The 21,360-nt window shown below is 53.2% G+C and carries 19 protein-coding genes and 1 other RNA gene; 17 read left to right on the top strand and 3 right to left on the bottom strand.

The window, feature by feature from the left end; genetic code table 11:
- Nucleotides 1-85: 85 nt before the first annotated feature.
- From FH749_05735 to aspS, 8 genes are all read left to right on the top strand, one after another.
- Complete coding sequence (locus FH749_05735; protein ID MTI94978.1) at nt 86-598, top strand: adenine phosphoribosyltransferase; 513 nt, start codon at nt 86-88, stop codon at nt 596-598.
- 28 nt (nt 599-626) lie between these two features.
- Nucleotides 627-2,783 carry a bifunctional (p)ppGpp synthetase/guanosine-3',5'-bis(diphosphate) 3'-pyrophosphohydrolase gene (locus tag FH749_05730; GenBank protein MTI94977.1) on the top strand — a complete coding sequence of 719 codons (2,157 nt, stop codon included), beginning with the start codon at nt 627-629 and terminating at the stop codon, nt 2,781-2,783.
- A 12-nt stretch (nt 2,784-2,795) separates the two neighbouring features.
- Nucleotides 2,796-3,245: a D-tyrosyl-tRNA(Tyr) deacylase gene (locus FH749_05725; protein MTI94976.1), complete on the top strand. Its 450-nt coding sequence runs from the start codon at nt 2,796-2,798 to the stop codon at nt 3,243-3,245.
- Between the two features lie 10 nt (nt 3,246-3,255).
- The gene (locus FH749_05720; protein ID MTI94975.1) at nt 3,256-3,879 is read left to right on the top strand and encodes an MBL fold metallo-hydrolase; all 624 of its coding nucleotides are present in this window, start codon (nt 3,256-3,258) and stop codon (nt 3,877-3,879) included.
- A gap of 54 nt (nt 3,880-3,933) precedes the next feature.
- Entirely contained in the window at nt 3,934-4,113 is a 180-nt protein-coding gene (locus tag FH749_05715; protein MTI94974.1) for a hypothetical protein, read from the top strand.
- Nucleotides 4,114-4,143: 30 nt separating this feature from the next.
- Entirely contained in the window at nt 4,144-5,514 is a 1,371-nt protein-coding gene (gene hemZ / locus FH749_05710) for a coproporphyrinogen dehydrogenase HemZ (GenBank protein ID MTI94973.1), read from the top strand.
- 301 nt (nt 5,515-5,815) lie between these two features.
- Complete coding sequence (locus FH749_05705) at nt 5,816-7,066, top strand: histidine--tRNA ligase (GenBank protein MTI94972.1); 1,251 nt, start codon at nt 5,816-5,818, stop codon at nt 7,064-7,066.
- A gap of 2 nt (nt 7,067-7,068) precedes the next feature.
- On the top strand, nt 7,069-8,817 hold the full coding sequence (gene aspS, locus FH749_05700; GenBank protein MTI94971.1) for an aspartate--tRNA ligase: 1,749 nt from the start codon (nt 7,069-7,071) through the stop codon (nt 8,815-8,817).
- 57 nt (nt 8,818-8,874) lie between these two features.
- On the opposite strand, the gene FH749_05695 is transcribed toward aspS, so the two are convergent.
- Together FH749_05695 and FH749_05690 are read right to left on the bottom strand one after the other, a co-directional pair.
- The gene (locus FH749_05695) at nt 8,875-9,786 is read right to left on the bottom strand and encodes a hypothetical protein (protein ID MTI94970.1); all 912 of its coding nucleotides are present in this window, start codon (nt 9,784-9,786) and stop codon (nt 8,875-8,877) included.
- Nucleotides 9,787-9,883: 97 nt separating this feature from the next.
- Entirely contained in the window at nt 9,884-10,162 is a 279-nt protein-coding gene (locus FH749_05690; protein ID MTI94969.1) for a hypothetical protein, read from the bottom strand.
- A gap of 124 nt (nt 10,163-10,286) precedes the next feature.
- On the opposite strand from FH749_05690, the gene ssrS reads away from it, so the two are divergent.
- From ssrS to pruA, 6 genes are all read left to right on the top strand, one after another.
- A non-coding RNA gene (ssrS, locus tag FH749_05685) (6S RNA) lies at nt 10,287-10,471 on the top strand.
- Nucleotides 10,472-10,511: 40 nt separating this feature from the next.
- Nucleotides 10,512-11,225, top strand: coding sequence for a tRNA threonylcarbamoyladenosine dehydratase (locus FH749_05680; protein MTI94968.1), 714 nt, complete (start codon nt 10,512-10,514; stop codon nt 11,223-11,225).
- Between the two features lie 107 nt (nt 11,226-11,332).
- Entirely contained in the window at nt 11,333-11,632 is a 300-nt protein-coding gene (locus FH749_05675) for a metal-sensitive transcriptional regulator (protein ID MTI94967.1), read from the top strand.
- On the top strand, nt 11,616-12,077 hold the full coding sequence (locus tag FH749_05670; protein ID MTI94966.1) for a SoxR reducing system RseC family protein: 462 nt from the start codon (nt 11,616-11,618) through the stop codon (nt 12,075-12,077). The genes FH749_05675 and FH749_05670 overlap by 17 nt, the downstream gene beginning before the upstream one ends.
- Before the next feature lie 2 nt (nt 12,078-12,079).
- Nucleotides 12,080-13,417, top strand: a complete 1,338-nt coding sequence (locus tag FH749_05665) for a replication-associated recombination protein A (GenBank protein MTI94965.1) — start codon at nt 12,080-12,082, stop codon at nt 13,415-13,417.
- Nucleotides 13,418-13,508: 91 nt separating this feature from the next.
- The gene (gene pruA / locus FH749_05660) at nt 13,509-15,053 is read left to right on the top strand and encodes an L-glutamate gamma-semialdehyde dehydrogenase (protein ID MTI94964.1); all 1,545 of its coding nucleotides are present in this window, start codon (nt 13,509-13,511) and stop codon (nt 15,051-15,053) included.
- Nucleotides 15,054-15,100: 47 nt separating this feature from the next.
- Here pruA and FH749_05655 read toward each other — a convergent pair whose 3' ends face one another.
- Nucleotides 15,101-17,074 (bottom strand): hypothetical protein, encoded by a 1,974-nt coding sequence (locus tag FH749_05655; protein MTI94963.1) that lies wholly within the window; start codon nt 17,072-17,074, stop codon nt 15,101-15,103.
- A gap of 125 nt (nt 17,075-17,199) precedes the next feature.
- On the opposite strand from FH749_05655, the gene FH749_05650 reads away from it, so the two are divergent.
- The 3 genes from FH749_05650 to FH749_05640 are packed head-to-tail and all read left to right on the top strand — an operon-like array spanning nt 17,200 to nt 21,317.
- Nucleotides 17,200-18,366, top strand: a complete 1,167-nt coding sequence (locus FH749_05650; GenBank protein ID MTI94962.1) for an ATP-NAD kinase — start codon at nt 17,200-17,202, stop codon at nt 18,364-18,366.
- Between the two features lie 13 nt (nt 18,367-18,379).
- A complete protein-coding gene (locus FH749_05645; protein MTI94961.1) occupies nt 18,380-19,789 on the top strand; it encodes an aminomethyl-transferring glycine dehydrogenase subunit GcvPA in 1,410 nt (469 codons plus the stop codon).
- Complete coding sequence (locus tag FH749_05640) at nt 19,782-21,317, top strand: glycine dehydrogenase subunit 2 (protein ID MTI94960.1); 1,536 nt, start codon at nt 19,782-19,784, stop codon at nt 21,315-21,317. The genes FH749_05645 and FH749_05640 overlap by 8 nt, the downstream gene beginning before the upstream one ends.
- The last annotated feature ends 43 nt before the right edge of the window (nt 21,318-21,360 follow it).

Here is a 21,360-nt window from a genome sequence, read left to right as displayed (position 1 = left end):
GGGAAACAAACAGCCATTTTAGAGTCCAGAAGCTGCCGGTTGGCCGCTTCCGACTGGACATCTATTTATTGAGGGAGGTATTATAATGGATTTGAAGCAAACCATACGGGTGATTCCTGATTTTCCCCAAAAAGGCATCCGCTTCAAGGACATTACCACATTGATGAAGGATCCCGTCGCTTTCCGCCAGTCCATTGATGACATGGCCGCTTTGGTGGCAGACTTGGAGATTGACGTTTTGGTCGGGCCCGAGGCCCGGGGATTTCTGATGGGAGCGCCTCTGGCCTACAAGTTGAATGCCGGTTTTGTGCCGGTTCGCAAATCGGGCAAGCTGCCGGCTGATGTAATCACTGCCAGTTACGAGTTGGAATATGGTAAGGACACTTTGGAAATCCACAAGGACGCAATTAATCCAGGGACCAAGGTTCTGGTTGTAGACGATTTGCTGGCCACAGGCGGGACTATCTGGTCGGCAGTGGATCTCGTGCGCCAGCTGGGTGGCGAGATTGTCGGCGTGTTATTCTTGATTGAGCTGACTTATTTGAATGGTCGGGAGAAATTGGCCGATTATCCGATATATTCGTTGATAAAATACTAAGGAAACGAAGCCGGAGGAGGTGGGCATTTTGAACTTGGATAAGATTCATGCCAGTTTGGCTGAATATGCGCCGGGATACGATGCGGACCTGGTTCAACGTGCCTGGAATCTGGCGCAAAGGGCTCATGAAGGGCAGTTCCGCGAGTCGGGTCTGCCCTTTGTCGTCCATCCCCTGGCAGTTGCCGAAATCCTCACCGAGATGGAACAGGACCCGGAGACAATCGCCGCCGCGTTTTTACATGATGTGGTGGAGGATGCTGATGTGTCTGTTGAGGAAATCAAGGCCGACTTTGGCGCCGAAATCGCCCAGTTGGTGGACGGTGTTACCAAGCTGAAACGCCTGCGCTTTCAGTCCAAGGAACAGCAGCAGGTGGAGAATTTGCGCAAGATGTTTATGGCCATGGCCCGGGACTTTCGCGTAATAATCATCAAGTTTGCCGATCGCTTGCATAACATGCGCACCCTCAGCCATATGCCGCCAACCCGGCAGAAGGATATCGCCCGGGAAACCATGGAGATTTACGCGCCGCTGGCCCATCGCCTGGGGATTTTCAAATTTAAATGGGAGTTGGAAGATCTGTCCTTCCGTTACCTGCATCCCCAGCAATACTATCAGCTTGCCAGGGAGATTCAGCAACGTCGTGAAGAACGGGAGCAACTGATTAATGAAATCAGCTTTAAAATTTCCGACAGTTTGCAGACCGCTGGCCTTAAGGCGGAGATAACCGGGCGTCCCAAGCATCTCTACAGCATTTGGCGAAAGATGCAGGTTCAAAACAAAACCCTGAATGAAATTTTTGATCTCACCGCTCTGCGGGTGGTTGTGGATAACGTTCGGGACTGCTATACGGTGTTGGGTCATATCCACAATCTGTATAAGCCGGTGCCGGGGCGCTTTAAAGATTATATTGCCATGCCCAAGAGTAACATGTACCAATCACTGCACACAACAGTTATCGGTCCCCAGGGCGTGCCGGTGGAAATTCAAATTCGTACCTGGCAGATGCATCATACATCCGAGTATGGGCTTGCTTCCCATTGGCGTTATAAGGAAGGAAACCGCAAGGGCGATCGCCAGTTTGAACAGAAATTATCCTGGCTCCGCCAGTTTATGGAATGGCAGGTGGAGCTCAAGGACACCAATGAATATATCGAGACGCTGAAGATAGACTTGTTTGATGACGAGGTCTTTGTATTTACCCCCAAGGGTGATGTGATTGACCTGCCAATGGGCGCGGTGCCGCTGGATTTTGCCTACCGAATTCACACCGATATCGGCAATAAAACCGTGGGCGCCAAAGTCAATGGCAAGCTGGTCCCCTTGGATCATAAGTTGCAAACCGGCGATATCGTCGAGATTGTCACCCAAAAGGGCGCCAGCCCAAGCCGGGATTGGTTGAAGCTGGTCAAGTCCTCCCAGGCCCGGACAAAAATCCGGCAGTGGTTTAAACGGGCGGGTCGGGAGCAGAATATTGAAAAGGGCCGTGAACTTTTAGCCCGGGAGCTGAAGCGCTATAACCTGAATCTCTCGGATATCACAGAGCGTTTTGACCAACTGATTAAGCGCTATAATTACAATCCCAAACAAGGCGATGATTTCTTTGCCGCCCTGGGCTATGGCGGACTTAACGTGGCATCTGTGGGCAGGAAGCTCTACCAGCTCACGTTAAAAGAGCGCGCTGAGGAAGTGCGTCTGGCTGATTTGGATGAGGTTCGGGAGCAGCGGGATACGGGCAGGCAGGATCAGAATGTTGTAATCAAGGGCGCCGATAATCTACTGATTCGCTTTTCCCGGTGCTGTAAGCCGGTGCCGGGAGACAAAATTGTCGGCTATGTGACCCGGGGACGGGGCGTCTCTGTCCACAGGGTGGACTGTCCCAGTATCCGGGGAGCCCAGAAGGAACGGTTGCTGGAGGTGAGTTGGGGCGAGGCTGAGAACCAGGCTTTCCCTGTGGAATTGATTATTGTCGCCTGGGACCGCAAGGGTTTGCTCCAGGAGATAATGCATATTTTCGGCGAGGCCAAAGCGAATATCCTCGCCATTCACGGCAGCGGCCAGAACGACGGCTCTGCCCGGGTCAACCTCACAGTGGAAGTTTCCAGTCTGGAGCATTTACGGACAATTTCTGAACGCTTGAAATCGCTGCGTTCAGTTATGGAAGTGCGGCGTCGGCAGCATAAATAGGGGAGGATATCGATGCGCATAGTGTTTCAAAGGGTCAGCCGGGCAGCAGTTGCCGTCGACGGTGAGGAGGTAGCTTCAATTGGCCCCGGCGCCCTGGTTTTAGTGGGCGTTGGCGTTGATGATACAGCGGATGATGCCCTCTACCTGGCGGAGAAGACCGCAAACTTGCGGGTATTTGCCGATGGAGAACAGAAAATGAATCATTCGTTGTTAGACATACGGGGCGAGGCTCTGGTTGTAAGTCAATTCACCCTCTATGGCGATTGCCGCAAAGGCAGGCGCCCCTCATGGCATTTATCGGCGCCGCCGGGGCTGGGCAAAGAGCTGTATGAGCTTTATTGTCGTGAGCTCTCGGCCATGGGAGTGCCGATAGCTACCGGCGTGTTTGGAGCAATGATGGATGTGTCGCTGGTCAATGACGGGCCGGTGACGATGTTAATCGATAGCAAACGGGAATTTTGAGGTGAATGCAATGAAAGTAAAAACACTAGTGGTCGGCAATATGGGCGTGAACTGTCACTTGCTCTGGTGCCCTGATACCCGTGCGGGTATTGTAATCGATCCCGGAGGCGAAGCGGACGCTATTATTTCAGCGGTGGAAGAGCTGGGCCTGGATGTGCAAATGATTATAAACACCCACGGCCATTTGGATCATATCGGCGCTAATGCAGAGCTTGTCGAGCACTGGCAATGTCCGCTCTCTGTTGGTGTTGATGATGCGGAGATGTTGCCCGATCCGGAGCAGAACCTCTCCGCCAACTGGGGAGCGCCGGTAATCAGTCCGAAACCGGAACGACTGTTGGCTGATGGAGATAAAGTTCGGTTCGGCACATGTGAACTGACAGTGATCAGCACCCCCGGGCATACCCGGGGCGGAATCTGTCTCCATGGTCATCAGGTTTTGGTGGCCGGCGATACACTGTTTCAGGGTTCCATCGGACGCAGTGACCTGCCGGGAGGCGATCATCAGCAATTACTGGCCAGCATCAAAGAGCGGCTACTGACACTTCCTGATGACACCAGGGTGCTTACCGGCCACGGCCCCGAGACAACAATCGGCAGAGAACGGGCAGACAACCCCTGGCTGCAGGGATAGCGTGACCTTTTATTGGCATAATAGTGGTAAATATTGTGCCGAGGAGGACTAGGGGTGGAAGAGCAAACCATCAGGGCAGCGCTGGAAAAATTGCGGGCGCAGAAATTGCGGCGGGTAGACTTGCATCAGCTATTGAACAGTATGGATCAGGGGATGGATGATCTTGAGTTGGCTGAGCAGTACAATATTGACCTGGAGGATGTGCAGCTGATGCGGCGCGTGCTCCGGGAATAGGTTTGCCTGTCGGGTAGGGAGGGAGCAAGAATGCTGGTATATTTTGATGCGCCGGGAGTTTGGTGGAACCGGGGGATTAATTTGCTGCGCTCTCTCCCGGAAGCTCAGGTTGTTTCTGCTGACGGGGAATGGGACCTGAAGGTCTCGGTTCAAGTCCGTAATGACGCAATGCTGCTCAGCGCTGAAGACCGAAAAAGCAAGCAGACGGCTATTATTCCGGCTACCCGCCAGGATTATTTGCGGGGGCTCTTTAGTTTGCTGGAGAGATTACTAGGACAATCTCCCAGCCCTTGGGGGATTCTCACCGGTGTCCGCCCCGGCAAGGTGGCAGCTAAACTATTAAGCTCCCATGGGCGAGAAGAAACTATCGACACTTTAAAGGCCCAGTATCTACTAGCGCCTGGAAAAGCGCAGTTGGTTACGTCTGCCGTCGAAAACGGCCAGCAGGTATTACAACCACGGGGAGTCAGTATCTACATCTCTGTGCCCTTCTGCCCCAGTCGGTGCAATTATTGCTCGTTTCCCGGATACATCAGGCATAATTGGCGCCATCTGCTTGCAGATTACATTGATGCTGTCGCCAGGGAATTGTCTGATTTACTCACTGGCTGCGCAATGTATCAATTACCTGTAAATAGTATTTATGTGGGTGGCGGTACGCCCACAAGCCTGTCTGCCGGACAATTGGAGCAAATGCTGACACCGGTATCTGATTACAGGGGCGAGTTTACAATCGAGGCCGGGCGCCCTGATACGCTTGCGCCTGAGTTTTTTTCTGTGATGGAGCAACTGGGCGTCACCCGGGTGAGCATTAACAGTCAGTTCCCCAATCAACATACTCTGGATGCAATCGGGAGGCGGCACAGCGTCGAAGAGTTTTACAATGTTCTTGAGCTGGCCCTCAACGCCAATATCCCGGTGGTCAACACTGACTTAATCATCGGCCTTCCCGGACAAAGCCCGGAGCTGTTTGTTAGTGTTTTGGACCAGTTCATTGGGCTCGGAGTTCAAAACATCACATTGCATGCCCTGGCTTTGAAGCGGGGCGCCAAGCTCAGTGCCCAGTATCTTGACCAGGAGACGGCGGTCTCGATTGCTGAGGCGGCATATGCGCGACTGAATGAATCAGGCTACGGGCCCTATTATCTCTATCGACAGAAAAACATTGCCGCCAATTTAGAGAATATAGGTTTCAGCTTGCCAGGACACTACTGTTATTATAATATCGCCAGCATCGCCGAGTCGGAACCGGTGTTGGGAGTGGGTGCTGGAGCTGTCAGCAAGCTTGTCCGTCATAACAGTATTGAGACTCTAAACAATCCCCGTGACCCAAAGCTCTATCTGGAGCGAAATCAGGATCTGGTGCGGCGCAAATTGGACTGGTTACGTCATTCCAGTTGACAAGGGCTGGCCGGGACTGGTAAAATACTGGCAACATAGTCCAATGCGATGATGGGAAGAAGTATGCCGATGCTGTTCTCCAGGGAGGAGGCGCCGAGACTGAGAGCCCTCCGAACGTGGCGGCAGAAAAGACAGCCCGGAGCAGTTGACAGAAAGGTTCATCCAACGTCAAACGGGTGGCTCCGTTATCCGCTTCGAGGGGCCGTTTTGGCAACCAGGGTGGCACCGCGGGAATGAACCCGTCCCTGATTTAGGGACAGGTTTTTTGTTTTTTGCAGGGAGATTACAGGAGGTGTTGATTATGAAGTACACAGTGCCCCGGGGAACCCGGGATTTACTGCCGGAGCAGGCAGAGGTTTTCAGGCATATGGAGGTTACAGCTGCGGAGTTGGCCAGAATTTATGGCTATCATGAATTGCGGACGCCGATGTTTGAACATAGTGAGTTGTTTGAGCGCGGGGTAGGGGAGTCCACCGATATTGTGGAAAAGGAAATGTACACCTTTTCTGACCGTGGTGAACGCAGTCTCACTCTGCGACCAGAAGGGACGGCGCCGGTGGTGCGGGCAGTGGTGGAGCACAAACTTTATAATGGACCGATGCCTCTAAAGCTCTTTTATTGGGGGCCGATGTTTCGCTATGAACGTCCCCAGGCCGGCCGCTATCGTCAATTTTGGCAGTTCGGCATTGAGATGTTTGGGGCTGAGGGCCCCCGGGCCGATGTCGAAGTGATTGCCCTGGGTTGGCGCTGGTTTCAGCAGTTGGGGATTGAGACGGAGTTGGTCATGAACAGCATTGGCTGTCCTGAGTGCCGCGCCCAGTACAGACAGGTTTTGATTGAATACCTGCGGAAACAGGAGTTGTGCGCCAATTGTGTTGGCAGAATCGACCGCAACCCGCTGCGGGTGCTTGATTGCAAGCATAAGGAGTGCCAGCGTCGTTTGGAACAGGCGCCCTTGATTAGCGAGCATCTCTGCCAACCCTGCGCTGACCACTTTCAGGCGGTGCAAACAGGACTGGATCAGCTGGAAATTTCTTATCGCTTGGACGGCCGCTTGGTGCGGGGCCTGGATTATTATAATCGCACGACTTTTGAATATAAGACCAAAGAGCTGGGGGCACAGGATGCGCTGGGCGGCGGCGGTCGCTACGATGGTCTGGTGGAGCTGCTGGGTGGACCGACTGTGCCGGCTGTAGGCTTTGCCCTGGGCGTGGATAGAATCGAGCTTTTGTGTTCTGCCAGCGCGGGCGCTGAGACACCCCGAAGCGGCCTGTTCCTGGTGGCAACAGGGGAGACCACCAAAAAAGCCGATCAGTGGCTATACAGTCTCCGGGAGCAGGGAGTGGCAGTCCAGGCGGATTTGTTGGAGCGCAGTTTCAAAGCTCAGTTTAAGCAGGCCGACAGAAACAATTGCCGCTATGCGCTTATCTTTGGGCCCGATGAGTTGGCCCGGGGCGAGGCGGAAGTCCGCGATTTGGAGACGGGCAAGCAGACGGCGGTGGCCCTGGAGAAACTGACAGAACATATCCTGGCATTGGAAGGGGTTAAATAATTATGGAACGGACACATAAATGTGGTGAGCTTACCAAGGAACATATTGGCCAGGAGGTGACGCTCTGCGGCTGGGTGGCCGGGCGCCGGGACCTAGGTGGCGTAATTTTCCTGGATATCCGCGACCGCTGGGGGCTGGTGCAGGTTACCTATTATCCGGAAAGCGTTGCATTTGCCAGCGCCGATGAAGTTCGCAAGGAATATGTGGTAAGTGTGCGGGGCAAAGTTCAGGCCCGGGAGGAACAAAATATAAACCGGGAGATGGCCACCGGCGAACTGGAAGTTGTCGCCAGTGGGTTGGAAATTCTCAATACCAGTGAGTTGACCCCATTTTATATTACAGATGACGTCCAGGTAGACGAGAACCTGCGGCTGCGCTATCGGTATCTGGATTTGCGCCGGCCGGCGATGCAAAGGAACTTGCTTGTCCGCGCCCGTCTGGCCAAAACTTTCCGGGATTTCCTTGATGCCAACGAATTTGTCGAGGTGGAGACCCCGATCCTTACTCGGAGTACACCGGAGGGGGCCCGGGACTATCTGGTGCCCAGCCGCATTCACAACGGTCATTTTTATGCCTTACCCCAATCACCCCAGCTATTTAAGCAGTTGTTAATGGTCTCGGGCATGGAGCGCTACTATCAGCTGGCCCGCTGTTTCCGGGATGAAGATCTCCGGGCGGAACGGCAGCCGGAATTCACCCAAGTTGATATAGAAGCGTCTTTCATCGACCAGGATGCGTTTATGACACTGGTTGAGCAATTGCTTGCCAAGATTCTCAAGGAGTTTCAGGAGCATGATTTGCCCCTGCCGCTGGCGCGCATACCGTGGCAGCAAGCAATGGAGAAGTATGGCTCCGATAAGCCCGATCTGCGGTTTGCAATGGAAATCACAGATGTTTCAGATTTAGTTGCCGACAGTGAGTTTAAAGTATTCTCCGGGGCTGTTGCCAAGGGTGGTTCGGTGCGGGCGCTGCTGGCGCCGGGGCAATTTAGCCGCAAAGAGGTTGACCAACTTTCAACCATCACTGCAGCCCATGGCGCCAAAGGGCTGGCCTGGATGGCAGTGGAGACCGAAGGTATACGCTCGCCAATCGCCAAGTTTTTCAGCGCCGAACAACTGACGGCGTTGACCAACAGGCTACAGGCGAAGCCGGGCACGACAATATTCTTTGTCGCGGACACAGACACCTTCGGCGTCGTCCTGCCGGCTCTGGGAGCTTTGCGGATCCATCTGGGCAAGGAAATGCAGCTGATAGATGAAGCCGCTATCCGCTCCTGCTGGGTGGTTAACTTCCCGCTCTTTGAATATGACAGCGAGGAGGGGCGTTATACTGCTGCCCATCATCCCTTCACTGCTCCCGAACCAGGGGACGAGGATAAGTTGGCCACCGACCCGGCAGCTGTTCGGGCCCAGGCCTACGACTTGGTTTTAAACGGGGTCGAAATTGCCGGCGGCAGCATTCGTAACCATAACGTCCAAACCCAACTCAAGGTTTTAGCTGCCATCGGATTTTCTGAACAGGAGGCAAAGGAACGTTTCGGTTTCCTGCTGGAGGCGCTCTCATTTGGCGCCCCGCCCCACGGTGGTGTCGCCTTTGGCTTTGACCGGCTGGCAGCCCTGTTGGCGGGAGAAAATTCAATTCGCAACGTAATTGCGTTTCCCAAGACCAACAGCGCGGCAGAGCTCATGACCGGCGCGCCGGCGGCTATCGATGAGCGCCAACTTGCTGAATTGGGTTTAAAAACAAATTAATAACAATGCCCGGCCACTGTATCAGCGGCCGGGCATTGTTGTTGATTTACTATAATATTAGTGAAGTACTTCCGATTGCAGCAGGGCGATTAACTGCTCCTGAAAACTAGCAGGTGCGATTTGTGTCTGCGGATAGACTGTCACCAAATGCAGCTTATCACGGTTAATCGCGCCGACAAAGTTTGTCTCGTTTATGCTGAATAATACTATATGGCCCATCCGAAAGGAATAGTCTACGGGTGAATTTTTTATATGTTTAAAGAGCTTGGTTTCGGCATACAGCGGACTTGACCCATCGGTGAGAATCCGTGTCTGAAAGCGCTCAAGGCAATGGGCGGTGACACGTATTCGTTCATTGCGAAATTGATGCACTGAAAAGCTTCCGGCAGGGGCTGCGGCTGTGATCCGCAAACCGGTCCGGGATAAGCAGCACTTAAAGCCGGCGCCGTCTCTCCCCACCACCAGAACGGATTGCAGGGTGGGTGAATCGGACATTGCCGTTATCTTATCGGGTTTTATTAGCGCCTGCTCGGATAGAGCTGTCAGACAGAGACGACGCTTGGGCAATTCCCGGGGACGAAAGTGGCCGAAAAAATTTCTTACCGCTCGGTTGCTGCACCGGAAACGGCTGCCCTGGCGAAGGCGCAGTAATTTTAATAGTTTATTGCCAGTAGACACATTAACCTCATAAGGACGTTTTTCGATAACCAGACTTTGCACACGGTCCCGGGCCAGCTGATTGAGGGCTTTGGTCAGCGGCAGTGCCTTTCCGCCCAGCAGGGGATTATAATCGCTGACCCGTTGCAAAACCATGCTCCGGGGCTCGCAGGTAAATAAAAACCAGTAATTATCGCCCTGGACCGCCAATTTATCCTGATCCAGCCAACAATTGAGCTTGGATTGCTCAATGCCGGAAAGAGAACCAATGCTGGGGAAAAGGTCAATTGCTTGCTTACTGGGCAATACCAACTTGATTACACACAGATAGCATTCCTCCTTTCCCGCTTGAATAAATAGATTATACTGGAAGTCTATTGTCGAATGGTGGCGCATTCAGTCGGCTGAATCAAGTGGTGCGGATTTTTGCAAGCAAATCATGGATAAAGTTTGAGCCTCGGGAAATAATTAAACCAGTCAGGAACCAATCTATCCACGGCAAGCTCATCTGAACCCCCATCATTGACAAGAGTCCGGTGGCGGTTGCCACCGTCAGGCAGACTCCGAGGACCATGGAGGACAGCTGACTGCGTTGACCGTGGATAAAGGGAACCGCGGATTTCAGGATATCCACGCTGACTTCTACTAAAAGTGCCATTACAATTAAAACTGTAAAAGCGTTGGTCACTTCTGCACCTCCTAAAAAAAATTTATTTTAGTAAAAAATACGACAAAAGTTATGGTTTTAGCACCGACAATTTGCCAGTTGAAAAGTTCATAACAAGTGTGCTAAACTAAAGACAGCAAATAACACAGCCCTGCTGTGTGCGAGAGCTACTGTATTTTTTGAGCCAACACCGATGAAGAGGGAGCCAGGCTCCGGTTGTGGCGAATAGGCCCCAACTTAGGTTCGGGGGACATTCAAAGTAGTCGGGCGGGCACCCACCTGCCGAGGGCAGGTTCAAAAAATATGGTCATACGGCACGGTGGGGCAGCTGTTTAACATAGCGTCTTTTTTTTATTTTGGGGGTGTTTTAATGGTTAGCAGCTTTTACCGGACTGAATTGCTAGTTGGCAGTCAGGGCCTTGAACAGTTGCGCTCAGCCAGTGTCGCTGTTTTTGGCATTGGCGGCGTTGGTTCCTATACCGTCGAGGCTCTTGCCCGGACGGGAATTGGCCGTATACGCCTGGTGGACCATGACAGCATCGACCGCACTAATATCAATCGCCAAATTCATGCCCTCGAGGGCACAATCGGTCAGTCCAAAGTGAAAGCGATGGCCCGGCGCTTGAAGGAGATTAATCCCCATATAGAGGTGGAGCCGATTCAGGAATTTTACACCCCGGAAACAGGTGCCGCTCTAATTGCAGGCGAGTTTTGCTGGCTTGTGGACGTGATGGACACTGTTACGGCAAAACTAGACATAATTACCAGGGCCATGACCCTAAAGTTGCAGATTATTTCTGCCATGGGCGCAGGCAACAAACTGGATGCCTCTCAACTCAGAGTTTCTGATTTGTCTAAGACATCCAATTGCCCGTTGGCCAGGATTATGCGCAAAGAGCTTGGCAAACGCGGTATCCGCCGAGGTTTGCCGGTGGTTTGGTCGCCGGAGACGCCACTTCGGCCCAATGAAGTACTAACCCATGCTTCCCGGCGTCAGCTTCCCGGCAGCATTTCCTATGTGCCTGCTGTCGCTGGTTTACTGATTGCTTCCCATATTGTAAATGCCATTCTCAAGCAAAGCTGACTGTGCGAGTCAGTTTTCGTTTTTGTGGAAGAATATATAGAGATTTGACAGCAGCAGTCGCAATATGCTAGAATTGTCCAAAATTACCGGGGGGAGGTATCCATGCAATGGAGCCAACAAATTTCGAAAAGACCAGTTTAATTAATCGCTTGCGTCGGATTGAGGGGCAGGTTAAGGGTATACAGCGCATGCTAGAAGAAGATCAGTGCTGCGGTGATATCCTGGTTCAGGTTGCTGCGGTCCGTTCTGCAATAAACCGGGTAGGAATGTTGATATTTGAGAATTACTCCAGTAACTGCCTGCAGTCTGCCAGTTCACCCGAGCAGCAGCAAGAGGCAGTGGCCGAGTTACTAAAGACGATGAACAGCTTTATCAAGGGAGGTGGCCAGGATGGATCAGGTCGGTAAAGTGCTGGCAGTAAAAGATGATACTGCCGAAGTAATGTTACAACGGAACAGTGCATGCGAAAAGTGTGGTGTTTGCCACTTAGGGCGTACCCAGGACCTTCTGCTCCGCCTACCCAACACAGTCGATGCGGAGCCCGGTCAGCGGGTGTTGATCGGTATGGAAGGGGTAAACGTGGTCAAAGCGAGCTTAATTGTGTACATATTGCCGGTTTTGGCTCTAGTTGCCGGTTTTGTGCTTATATACTTGTTCCATGAGCCCCTGAACCTCGGCGGTAGCCCCGATCTCTGGGGCGCGGGACTGGGATTTGCTTTGTTCCTCCTGACCTTTGCCGTGATTCGCACCCTCGAACCCCGGTTGCGGGCAAAGGCCGAATATAATCCCGTAATTGTTCGTGTTCTGGAGGATTATGAGCGCACCGATGAAGATTCCACTTGCGGTGACTAGCCATGTCTGATCTGTTTAGCTTTGGCAGGGAAAACCAAGGTACAGCAGGAAAACAGGCGCCGCTGGCGGCGCGCATGCGCCCCCTGGACTTGGATGAGTTTGTGGGACAAGCACATATCGTCGGCCCCGGTTCCCTGTTGCGGCGGGCAATTCATGCCGACCGGCTGGGCTCTATGATTTTTTTCGGGCCTCCCGGCACCGGCAAAACCACTTTGGCTGCGGTTATCGCCAACCAGACCTTAAGTCACTTTGACCAGTTGAATGCCGTTACCGCCGGGGTCGCCCAACTGCGTGAGGTTTTGGAACAGGCCAAGGCGCGCCTGGATATGTACCATCGCAACACAATCTTATTCATAGATGAGATACACCGCTTCAACCGCAGTCAGCAGGACGCTTTATTGCCGGCGGTGGAAGCAGGGACGGTGTTGTTAATTGGCGCTACAACCCAAAACCCGTTCTTTGGTGTCAACGCCGCGCTTTTGTCGCGCTGCCGCATTTTTGAATTGCATCCGCTGGCCAAATCGGATATCAGCCAGTTATTGGACCGGGCCCTGGCGGACCCGGATAAGGGCGTGGGCGGGTTGAAGATAAACCTGACTGCAGACGCCCGGGAGCATATTTTGGACATGGCCGACGGGGATGCCCGCACTGCCCTCAATGCGTTGGAGTTGGCGGCGCTGACCACCCCTGCCGATAAGTCGGGAATGATTGTCATCGATCAAAAGGTGGCCGAGCAGTCAGTGCAGCGGAAGGCTGTTCGCTATGACAAGGATGGCGACAATCATTATGATGTGATTTCTGCGTTCATCAAGTCAATCCGCGGCTCTGATCCCGATGCCGCGTTGTTTTATCTGGCGCGGATGTTAGATGCCGGCGAAGATCCATTGTTCATCGCCCGGCGGATTTTAATCTCCGCCAGCGAAGATATTGGTAACGGAGATCCGCTGGCGCTCTTGGTGGCTGAGGCAGCTTTCCGGTCTGTAGAGGTCTTGGGACTGCCCGAGGCCCGGATTGCATTGGCTCAGGCCGTAACCCACCTGGCGTGCGCTCCCAAAAGCAATGCATCCTATGTCGCCCTGGAACGGGCTATGGCAGACGCTCGCAAGGTTCAGGGCGCCACTGTCCCCAGTCACCTACAGGACAGCCATTACCCCGGCGCAAAAAAACTTGGCCATGGAAAGGGATATAAATATCCCCATGATTTCCCCGGCAATTATGTTGAACAACAATATCTTCCGGATGTGTTAAAAGGCAAACGTTATTATCATCCCGGAAAAAATGGATATGAAAAACGACTGAGCCAATGGTTAGAGCAAATTGGTAAAATGCCCGTCAAGTGACGGGCATTTTTGCAGGATTTTATTCATATGGTATAGAAGTAATATAGTGCCAATTTGTATTGCTCAATAAATTCTAAAGGAGGAATGTACGATGTTGCCCCCTTTTGTCAATGAACCGTTTACAGATTTTACTGTTGAGGCAAACCGGGATTTGATGCGGCAGGCAATTGCCGCAGTTGAAGCTGAGTTGGGCAAGGAGTATCCATTGGAAATTGGTGCGGAGCAGATATTCACCAAAGAAAAGATTGTTTCCACCAACCCTTCGGAACATCAACAGGTGATTGGAGTGACAGCCAAGGCAGATCGTGACTTGGCAGGGCAGGCTGTGGAAGCTGCGAAGTTGGCGTTTGAAAGCTGGCAGCATGTTGCTGTCGATGCCCGTGCCCGCTATCTGGTGAAGGCGGCTGCGGAAATGCGACGGCGCAAATATGAGTTTGCGGCCTGGATGGTGCTGGAGATCGGGAAAAACTGGGCGGAGGCCGATGCAGATGTGGCCGAAGCGATTGATTTTATGGAATACTATGCTCGGGAAATGCTGCGCCTGAGCGAACCGATGAAGCTTACTCCCTGGCCCGGGGAAGAAAACTGGGCTACCTATATCCCGCTTGGCGTTGGTGCGGTGATACCGCCTTGGAACTTCCCGCTGGCGATACTAGTGGGAATGACAACAGGCGCAATTGTTGCCGGCAATACCGTGGTGCTTAAGCCGGCCAGCAACACGATTACCATCGCGGCAAAGTTCATGGAATTGTTGCGAGACGTCAGCCTGCCGGCAGGGGTTGTTAATTTCGTCCCTGGCGGAGGTGGGGAAATCGGTGATTTCTTGGTTGATCATCCCGATATCCGATTTATTAATTTCACTGGTTCCAAGGAAGTTGGCTTGCGGATTTCTGAGCGGGCGGCGAAAGTAAGTCCCGGCCAGAAGTGGATCAAGCGGGTTCATGCCGAGATGGGCGGTAAGGACACGTTGGTGGTGGATAAAGACTGCGATTTGGACGCTGCTGTCCAGGCAACGGTTGCTTCGGCTTTTGGGTTTCAGGGGCAAAAGTGCTCCGCTTGTTCCCGGGTGGTTGTTCTCAAAGAAATTTATGACCAGTTCTGTGACAAGCTAGTGGCTGCGGCCAAGGAAATCAAGCCCGGGTCTGTAAAGGACGGCGATTATCTGGGGCCGGTCTGTGACGGCAAAGCCCATAAGACAATCCTCGAATATATTGAAACAGGTAAAAATGAGGGACGTCTCCTGCTGGGTGGCAATCCTGGACCTGCCACTGGATGGTTCATCGAGCCAACAATCATTGCAGATGTCGCCCCCAACGCTGTAATCTCCCAGGAAGAGATTTTCGGACCTGTGCTTGCAGTGCTCAAGGCCGACAGCTTTGCTGATGCAATAGCGATAGCCAATAACACCGAATTCGGCCTCACTGGCGGCGTGTTCTCAAACAACCGGGAGCATTTAGAATATGCTAGGCGGGAATTCTTCGTCGGAAATCTCTACTTCAACCGTAAGATCACCGGCGCCTTGGTGGGAGTGCAACCTTTTGGCGGCTACAACATGTCTGGAACCTGCGCCAAAGCCGGCGGTCCTGACTACCTGTTGTTGTTTACTCAAATGAAGGTTGTAGTTGAAAAGTATTAATTAAAAAGATTGCCGGAAGCAGTCCCGCTTCCGGCAATCTTTTTTAATCAGACAATTGGCAGCTGCTCAATCACGGTCATAGTTATATTGAACTTTTGATAACTGGAAAGTTTATTCCAGGCAAGCAGCAGCCGCAGGCCAATGGCATACAGGGGAATCAGTAACAGATAGAATGACTCATGAACCATGGCCAGTATCGATGTCGCTGTTAAACAGGCAAAGAACCCGCTGGAAAACACAAATGCATCGATGGGCCATCCACGGACAAAGCGCTCCGGCCACTGGACCAGCCAGAGGCCCAGATAGAGAAGAAGAAAGTAGGACTTGCTGTAAAACAAGAACTCGCGAATACTAAAGGAGCGTAGGCCTGCTTCCGAATAGGTGTACATCGGGCTGGACTCAGGATAAAGATAGCCCTGTTCGCCAATTAGTGTCCAAGCATGCCAGTTATTGATCGCGACCTGAACGTCATAACCCAGGTTTGACAGAATTGACGCATGGAGAATTGCCCGGCCGTCACAATCTTCCTCCGCATAGCGCAAGGTTTCCACTGGCGACATATGCAAATCCACAGTCTCGCTGCGGTAGCTTATATAATTGATGACGAAGTTTTCTATGTGTCTTGGCAGGTCGGCAATCTTACCGTTTTCAAAGTCAGTTTGGAATTCCTGGGCCAGCAGTTGGACTGGGGCGCTCTCGGGCAGGACCAGTATTTCGTCCAAATACAAACGGTCGGAAACATCATGGTTGGGAAGCTGTAGCAGATAAGCCAGGTTCAAGATGACCAAAAGTACTGCCAGCTTATATGCCCAACTTCGCCAGGCGATCCCCAGCGTGAAAACCGCAAACAGAATCGCCAGGCCCAATACATGCAGGGCAAACTCCCAAAATTGATAAATGCCAGCAACATTACTCACGACAAGGGTGCTGACCAATAGCCCGGCTCCAAGTGCCAGCCAGGGCAGAAGCTTAAGCAGCCCATCGCCCAATCTTCCCTCTCGCCAGAAATAGCCCAGTGCAATCAGCGCCAGCACTAACAGCCACAAAACCCATGCCGGGGGGCGGGGCGGACGATTGTTGTCAGATTTCAGGGCATGTTCTCCCTGGGAAACCAGCTGCCGAGCTTGAGAGTAGTTGCCGTCAATATATTCCGTCCAACCTTTCTCAAGCAACAGCGCCGGAGTAGCAGTCGGTCTAGTCCAATACACGGATTCAATTTGTTCTTGGTGGCGAAGCAGCTCCCAAAAGGCCATGTCCCGGTCTGCATCGGCCAAATGCTCGGAATTTGCAGCTTCCAGCCCCCAGTTTGTCAACTCACGTAAAAGTCCGGATACTGTCTCATGGCGGATGTCCATGCTGCTTGTAAACAAAATCACGCTCCCTTTGCCATAGCGGCGGGCGGCGAAGACTACATTTTCTGCGGGCGGCAGTTCACGGTCGTGATCTAGGCCAGCAAAACGCTTGATCTCTCCTTTAAGATGGCCTGTTATATCCCACTCCGTTTCCAGATGGATGGTTCCCTGATGGAAGGGGGCGACGGCACTTAGGTCGGCTTCCATGCCCTGGACAGTAAAATACACATCGTCTGTTACATATATTTTGGGAATGATGCCGGCGACAGTATAGACGTCTTTTGTCAAGAGGACATCGTGATTAAAGCGGGCGCCAAACTGAGCTGTCAGGGCATTGAAATTAGATCCCCCCTGTAAGTGGTGACGCCAGTCGTTTACAATTAGCACGGTGCCACCATTGGCTGCATAACGTTCGATTGCGTCAATTTCTTGGTCTAGGTAATGCTTGCGGGGGCGTGCAAGCACCAGGAGCGGAGACGGCGCGACGAGATCGTAATGAATCGGAAACCAGGCCGGAGTTTCCAGCTCCATGGCTAAAATCTCCTGCCAATGTCGGAGGGTGTGCCGTGGTTGTCCGTGCTGCAGGTCAACCCAACCTTGGGCAGCGACTATTCCGGATTGTAACATTATGGTCAGCAGCACAATGAGGGCAACAATTTTTTTTGTCATGCCATACCTCCATGTTGCTAATATCTAGTTTATTTGACCTGTTGGGAAAATTACCTGCCTTGAACACTACTTGTCAGCTTACTGTAATCGGGAAGCAACTCGGCGTTTTTTAGCAGGTAAAAGCGTTGATTAAAGCGAACATAATCACATGCAGCGATTGGAGGTGGCAGGTTATCGAAAATCACAAATTAGGTCTCATCATTAACCCCATCGCTGGTATTGGGGGCAAGGCAGGGCTGAAAGGGAGCGACCAGCGAGATTGTTGGCAGCGGGCTATACAGATGGGACTCAAGCCGGAAGCCAATCACCGGGCCGTTACGGCACTTAAAGTTTTGCGGACACTTGCGCCTGGCAACCTGGCGCTATGGACCGGACCCCATGAAATGGGAGAAACCGCTGCCCTGGAGGCTAGATTTAATCCCCAGGTTATCGGCAAGGCGAAACAAGGCGCCACCACCGGCAGCGATAGTGAACGCATTGCCCGGGAAATGCTTGCGAAAGATTTGGATTTACTGCTTTTTGTCGGAGGTGACGGCACCGCCCGGAATATCTGTGCTTCGGTGGGGCATGCCTGCGCTGTTTTGGGGATTCCTGCCGGGGTAAAGATGCACTCGGCAGTGTTTGCGGTTAACCCGGGAAGCGCTGCACGTTTGACAGCTGAATTCCTTCAGCACAAGTTGCCCGTGGCGTCTCGGGAGGTAATGGATATCGATGAAGATAGGTTTCGCCGGGGAGTGGTGGATGTCAAATTGTACGGTCATCTCCTTGTTCCGGAAAGCGCTGTCCTTGTCCAGGGTGCAAAAGCCGCTGGGCAGAGCAGTGACGACACTGGTATCCGGGGGATAGCCGCAACGATTGCTGAACGCATGGATGGCGACAGCTACTGGGTCTTTGGACCTGGGGGCACTACCCAGGGGATCATGCATGCGCTGGGCTTGGAAGGTACGCTCCTGGGCGTGGACCTGGTGCAAGATGGCGAGATTGTGGCTCGGGACCTCAACGAGCCGGCGCTCAACGCCGCTGTGGCTGGGCAGCAGGTGCGAATTGTGCTGACGCCAATTGGCGGCCAGGGCCACATCCTAGGACGGGGCAATCAACAAATCGGCCCCAGTCTAATCCTGCAAGCTGGCAAAGAGAATCTGGTTATTGTCTCATTGCTTGGGAAGCTGGCTACAATCCCCGGTGGCGCACTGCTGGTGGATACCGGGAGTGATGAGGTTGATCAGATGCTGCGGGGCCCGATCCGGGTGTTGACGGGTTACCGCCATGAACATGTTTGCAGAATCCACTGAGAGAGGTGACAAAATGACCAAAAGAACATATCCGTATATGCCCGGCAGCGTGCCGGCTGCGAAGCAAGCGCTGCTCCGGGAGTTGGGAATTGATTCGGTGGAAGTGCTGCTTAAGGACATACCGGATGACTTGAGATTTCCCGGCAAAATGAAGCTGCCGCCACCTTTGTTGGAAGAATATGAACTTAAGCGACACGTGCAAGCTGTGCTGGCTGGGAACGCCAATTGCCAGGAATATATAAGCTTCCTGGGGGCCGGCTGTTATCAGCATTATGTTCCGGCAGTCTGTGATGAGGTCAACAGCCGGGCCGAGTTTCTCACAGCATACTGCGGCGAGACCTATTCTGATCACGGCAAGATGCAGGCGATTTTTGAATACTGCAGTCTGATGGCAGAGTTGCTGGACTTAGATGTGGTGAGCTACACTTTGTACGATGGCGGGCAGGCAGCAGCGTCCGCTCTGCGCATGGCCACTCGCATCACCGGCGGCACCCGCGTGTTGGTGCCGGCAACAATGCACCCGGAGGTGCTCAGCCAGCTACAGGACTATTGCCGCCCTGTAGCCCAGGTGGTGCCTGTACAAACCGATGCGGACAGTGGACGGCTGAACCTGGAGGACTTACAGGCAAAACTTACACCAGGAACAGCGGCGGTGTTTGTTGAGAACCCCACATATCTGGGCGCCATTGAAACCGATGTGCGGGAAATCGCCACCCTGGTCCATAGCCAGCAGGCTTTGTTTGTTGTGAGCGCCGACCCATCATCCCTGGGTTTGCTTGAGTCCCCCGCCAATTATGGGGCAGATATTGTTGTGGGAGATATTCAGCCCCTGGGCATGCATATGCAGTACGGCGGCGGTTGCGGCGGGTTTATCGCCACCCGGGACGAACCGGAGTTTATCAACCAGTATCCCACCTACCTCTATGGAATCACCACTACCCAGCGAGAGGGCGAGTATGGTTGGGCCCGGGCCCTCAATTACCGGACATCCCATGAGGGCCGCGAGAAGGCCAATGAATACTTTGGCACCGAATCGGGGCTCTGGGCAATTACGGCGGCAGTTTATCTGTCTCTGATGGGACCCCAGGGCCTGCGGGAGCTGGGAGAGACAATCGTCTATCGCAGCAATTATGCCCGGCAGGTGTTCTCCGCGCTTCCGGGGGTGGAGGCCCGGTTTACAGGTCCAATCTTCAAAGAGTTTGTCCTCAATTTTGACGCCTGTGGTCGTTCGGTGGCGTCAATTAACAAGGCGCTCTTGGAATACGGGATTTTCGGCGGCAAAGACTTATCCCAGGACTTTCCCCACCTGGGGCAAAGTGCCCTGTTTTGCGTGACGGAAGTTATCACCCAGGCTGACATTCAGCGTCTAGCCTGTGCCCTGCAGGAAATTCTTGCTGGTGAGAGGGGGAACGGCAATGACTAACAAATCTTTTCACCAGGCCAGGTGGAATGAGCCGATAATTCTTGAGCAGGGTAGTCCCGGCGAGAGGGGCATTATCCCCCCGGCGCCGGAGCCAGCAGTTAAAGAGCAAGTCGGTGCCCTCGAAAACCTTCTCCCCGCAGAGATGCAGCGGACAACGCCGCCAAGATTGCCTGAGCTCTCGCAAATGCAAGTGCTCCGCCATTTTTTACGTCTGTCCCAGGAAACCCTGGGCGCTGATCTATGTATAGATATTGGCCTGGGAACGTGCACGATGAAGTACAGTCCTAAGATTCACGAGCAGTTTGTGCGTTCGCCCCAGATGGCTGCTCTGCATCCCTATCAGGATGAAAACACGGTTCAGGGCATGCTCAAGGTAATGTACGAGCTTGAGCAATTCTTAAAGGAAATATCGGGGATGGACCGGTTTTCCCTGCAGCCGGCCGGTGGGACCCAGGCGATTTACACCAATGCGGCGATTGTCCGCGCCTATCATCATTCCCGAGGGGAAGGGGAGCAGAGGGATGAGGTAATCACTACCATTCTCTCCCATCCCGGCAACGCCGGTGCAGCCAGCACCGCCGGCTTCAAGGTTCTGACCCTGATGCCCGGGGATGATGGACTGCCGGATATCGAGACCCTGAAAGCGATTGTGTCCCAGCGGACAGCGGCTTTGCTCATCACCAATCCCGAGGACACAGGCATCTTTAATCCCCGAATCAAGGAGTTTGTGGACATAGTCCACGAAGTAGGCGGCCTGTGCGTTTACGACCAGGCGAATCTGAACGGGTTGCTGGGTATCTCCCGGGCCCGAGAAGCCGGATTTGACCTTTGTCATTACAATTTACACAAGACCTTTTCCTCGCCCCATGGGTGTCAGGGGCCCGGCGCCGGCGCCCTGGGGGCAACAGAAAAACTGGCGCGGTTTTTGCCGGTGCCAACTGTGGAATTTGATGGCGAGAAACACTGGTTAAATTATGACAGTCCGGAGAGTATCGGCAAGGTGCGGAAATTTTATGGTGTGCCCGCGGTTATGCTCAGGGCATATGCCTATATTCTCAGTCTGGGCGCCGAGGGTTTGCAGGCTGTGGCTGAGCTCTCAATCCTCAACAACAACTATCTGGTCAAGAAACTTCTGGAGATTGAAGGGCTGACACTGCCGCTGGCACCGGGGAAAAATCGCCTGGACCAGGCGCGATTTAGCTGGCAGAAGCTCCAGGCCGAGACCGGGGTCGGCACTGATGACATCAACCGGCGGATTGTTGATTACGGTTTGCAGAGCTATTTCACAAGCCACCATCCCAGGATAATCCCCGAGCCCTTCACCCCGGAGCCACCCGAGACCTATTCAAAGGCCGATATCGATAAGTATGTGGAGATACTCCGCCAGGTGGCCCGGGAGGCATACGAAGATCCGGAATTAGTACGCACCGCGCCTCACCGGAGCACAATCACCAAGATTGACACCGAGCCCCTGGTGGAGATGGACAAATTCGCTTGCACCTGGCGGGCATTTAAAAAGAAGCGTTGAAAAACATCAAGACGCTCTGGAAGTTCTCCAGAGCGTGTTTTGA

Source organism: Bacillota bacterium, assembly GCA_009711825.1.
Lineage (GTDB): Bacteria > Bacillota > Proteinivoracia > UBA4975 > VEMY01 > VEMY01.
The sequence above is the reverse complement of the archived record's forward strand: the minus strand, read 5'-3'. Positions and strand labels throughout refer to the sequence as shown.

What these genes read in the sequence shown, in the direction of transcription:
- FH749_05735 (MTI94978.1), top strand. Translation starts at nt 86, where the DNA reads ATGGATTTGAAGCAAACCATACGGGTGATTCCTGATTTTCCCCAAAAA.
- FH749_05725 (MTI94976.1), top strand. Translation starts at nt 2,796, where the DNA reads ATGCGCATAGTGTTTCAAAGGGTCAGCCGGGCAGCAGTTGCCGTCGAC.
- FH749_05720 (MTI94975.1), top strand. Translation starts at nt 3,256, where the DNA reads ATGAAAGTAAAAACACTAGTGGTCGGCAATATGGGCGTGAACTGTCAC.
- hemZ (MTI94973.1), top strand. Translation starts at nt 4,144, where the DNA reads ATGCTGGTATATTTTGATGCGCCGGGAGTTTGGTGGAACCGGGGGATT.
- FH749_05705 (MTI94972.1), top strand. Translation starts at nt 5,816, where the DNA reads ATGAAGTACACAGTGCCCCGGGGAACCCGGGATTTACTGCCGGAGCAG.
- aspS (MTI94971.1), top strand. Translation starts at nt 7,069, where the DNA reads ATGGAACGGACACATAAATGTGGTGAGCTTACCAAGGAACATATTGGC.
- FH749_05680 (MTI94968.1), top strand. Translation starts at nt 10,512, where the DNA reads ATGGTTAGCAGCTTTTACCGGACTGAATTGCTAGTTGGCAGTCAGGGC.
- FH749_05675 (MTI94967.1), top strand. Translation starts at nt 11,333, where the DNA reads ATGGAGCCAACAAATTTCGAAAAGACCAGTTTAATTAATCGCTTGCGT.
- FH749_05670 (MTI94966.1), top strand. Translation starts at nt 11,616, where the DNA reads ATGGATCAGGTCGGTAAAGTGCTGGCAGTAAAAGATGATACTGCCGAA.
- FH749_05665 (MTI94965.1), top strand. Translation starts at nt 12,080, where the DNA reads ATGTCTGATCTGTTTAGCTTTGGCAGGGAAAACCAAGGTACAGCAGGA.
- pruA (MTI94964.1), top strand. Translation starts at nt 13,509, where the DNA reads ATGTTGCCCCCTTTTGTCAATGAACCGTTTACAGATTTTACTGTTGAG.
- FH749_05655 (MTI94963.1), bottom strand. Translation starts at nt 17,074, where the DNA reads ATGACAAAAAAAATTGTTGCCCTCATTGTGCTGCTGACCATAATGTTA.
- FH749_05645 (MTI94961.1), top strand. Translation starts at nt 18,380, where the DNA reads ATGACCAAAAGAACATATCCGTATATGCCCGGCAGCGTGCCGGCTGCG.
- FH749_05640 (MTI94960.1), top strand. Translation starts at nt 19,782, where the DNA reads ATGACTAACAAATCTTTTCACCAGGCCAGGTGGAATGAGCCGATAATT.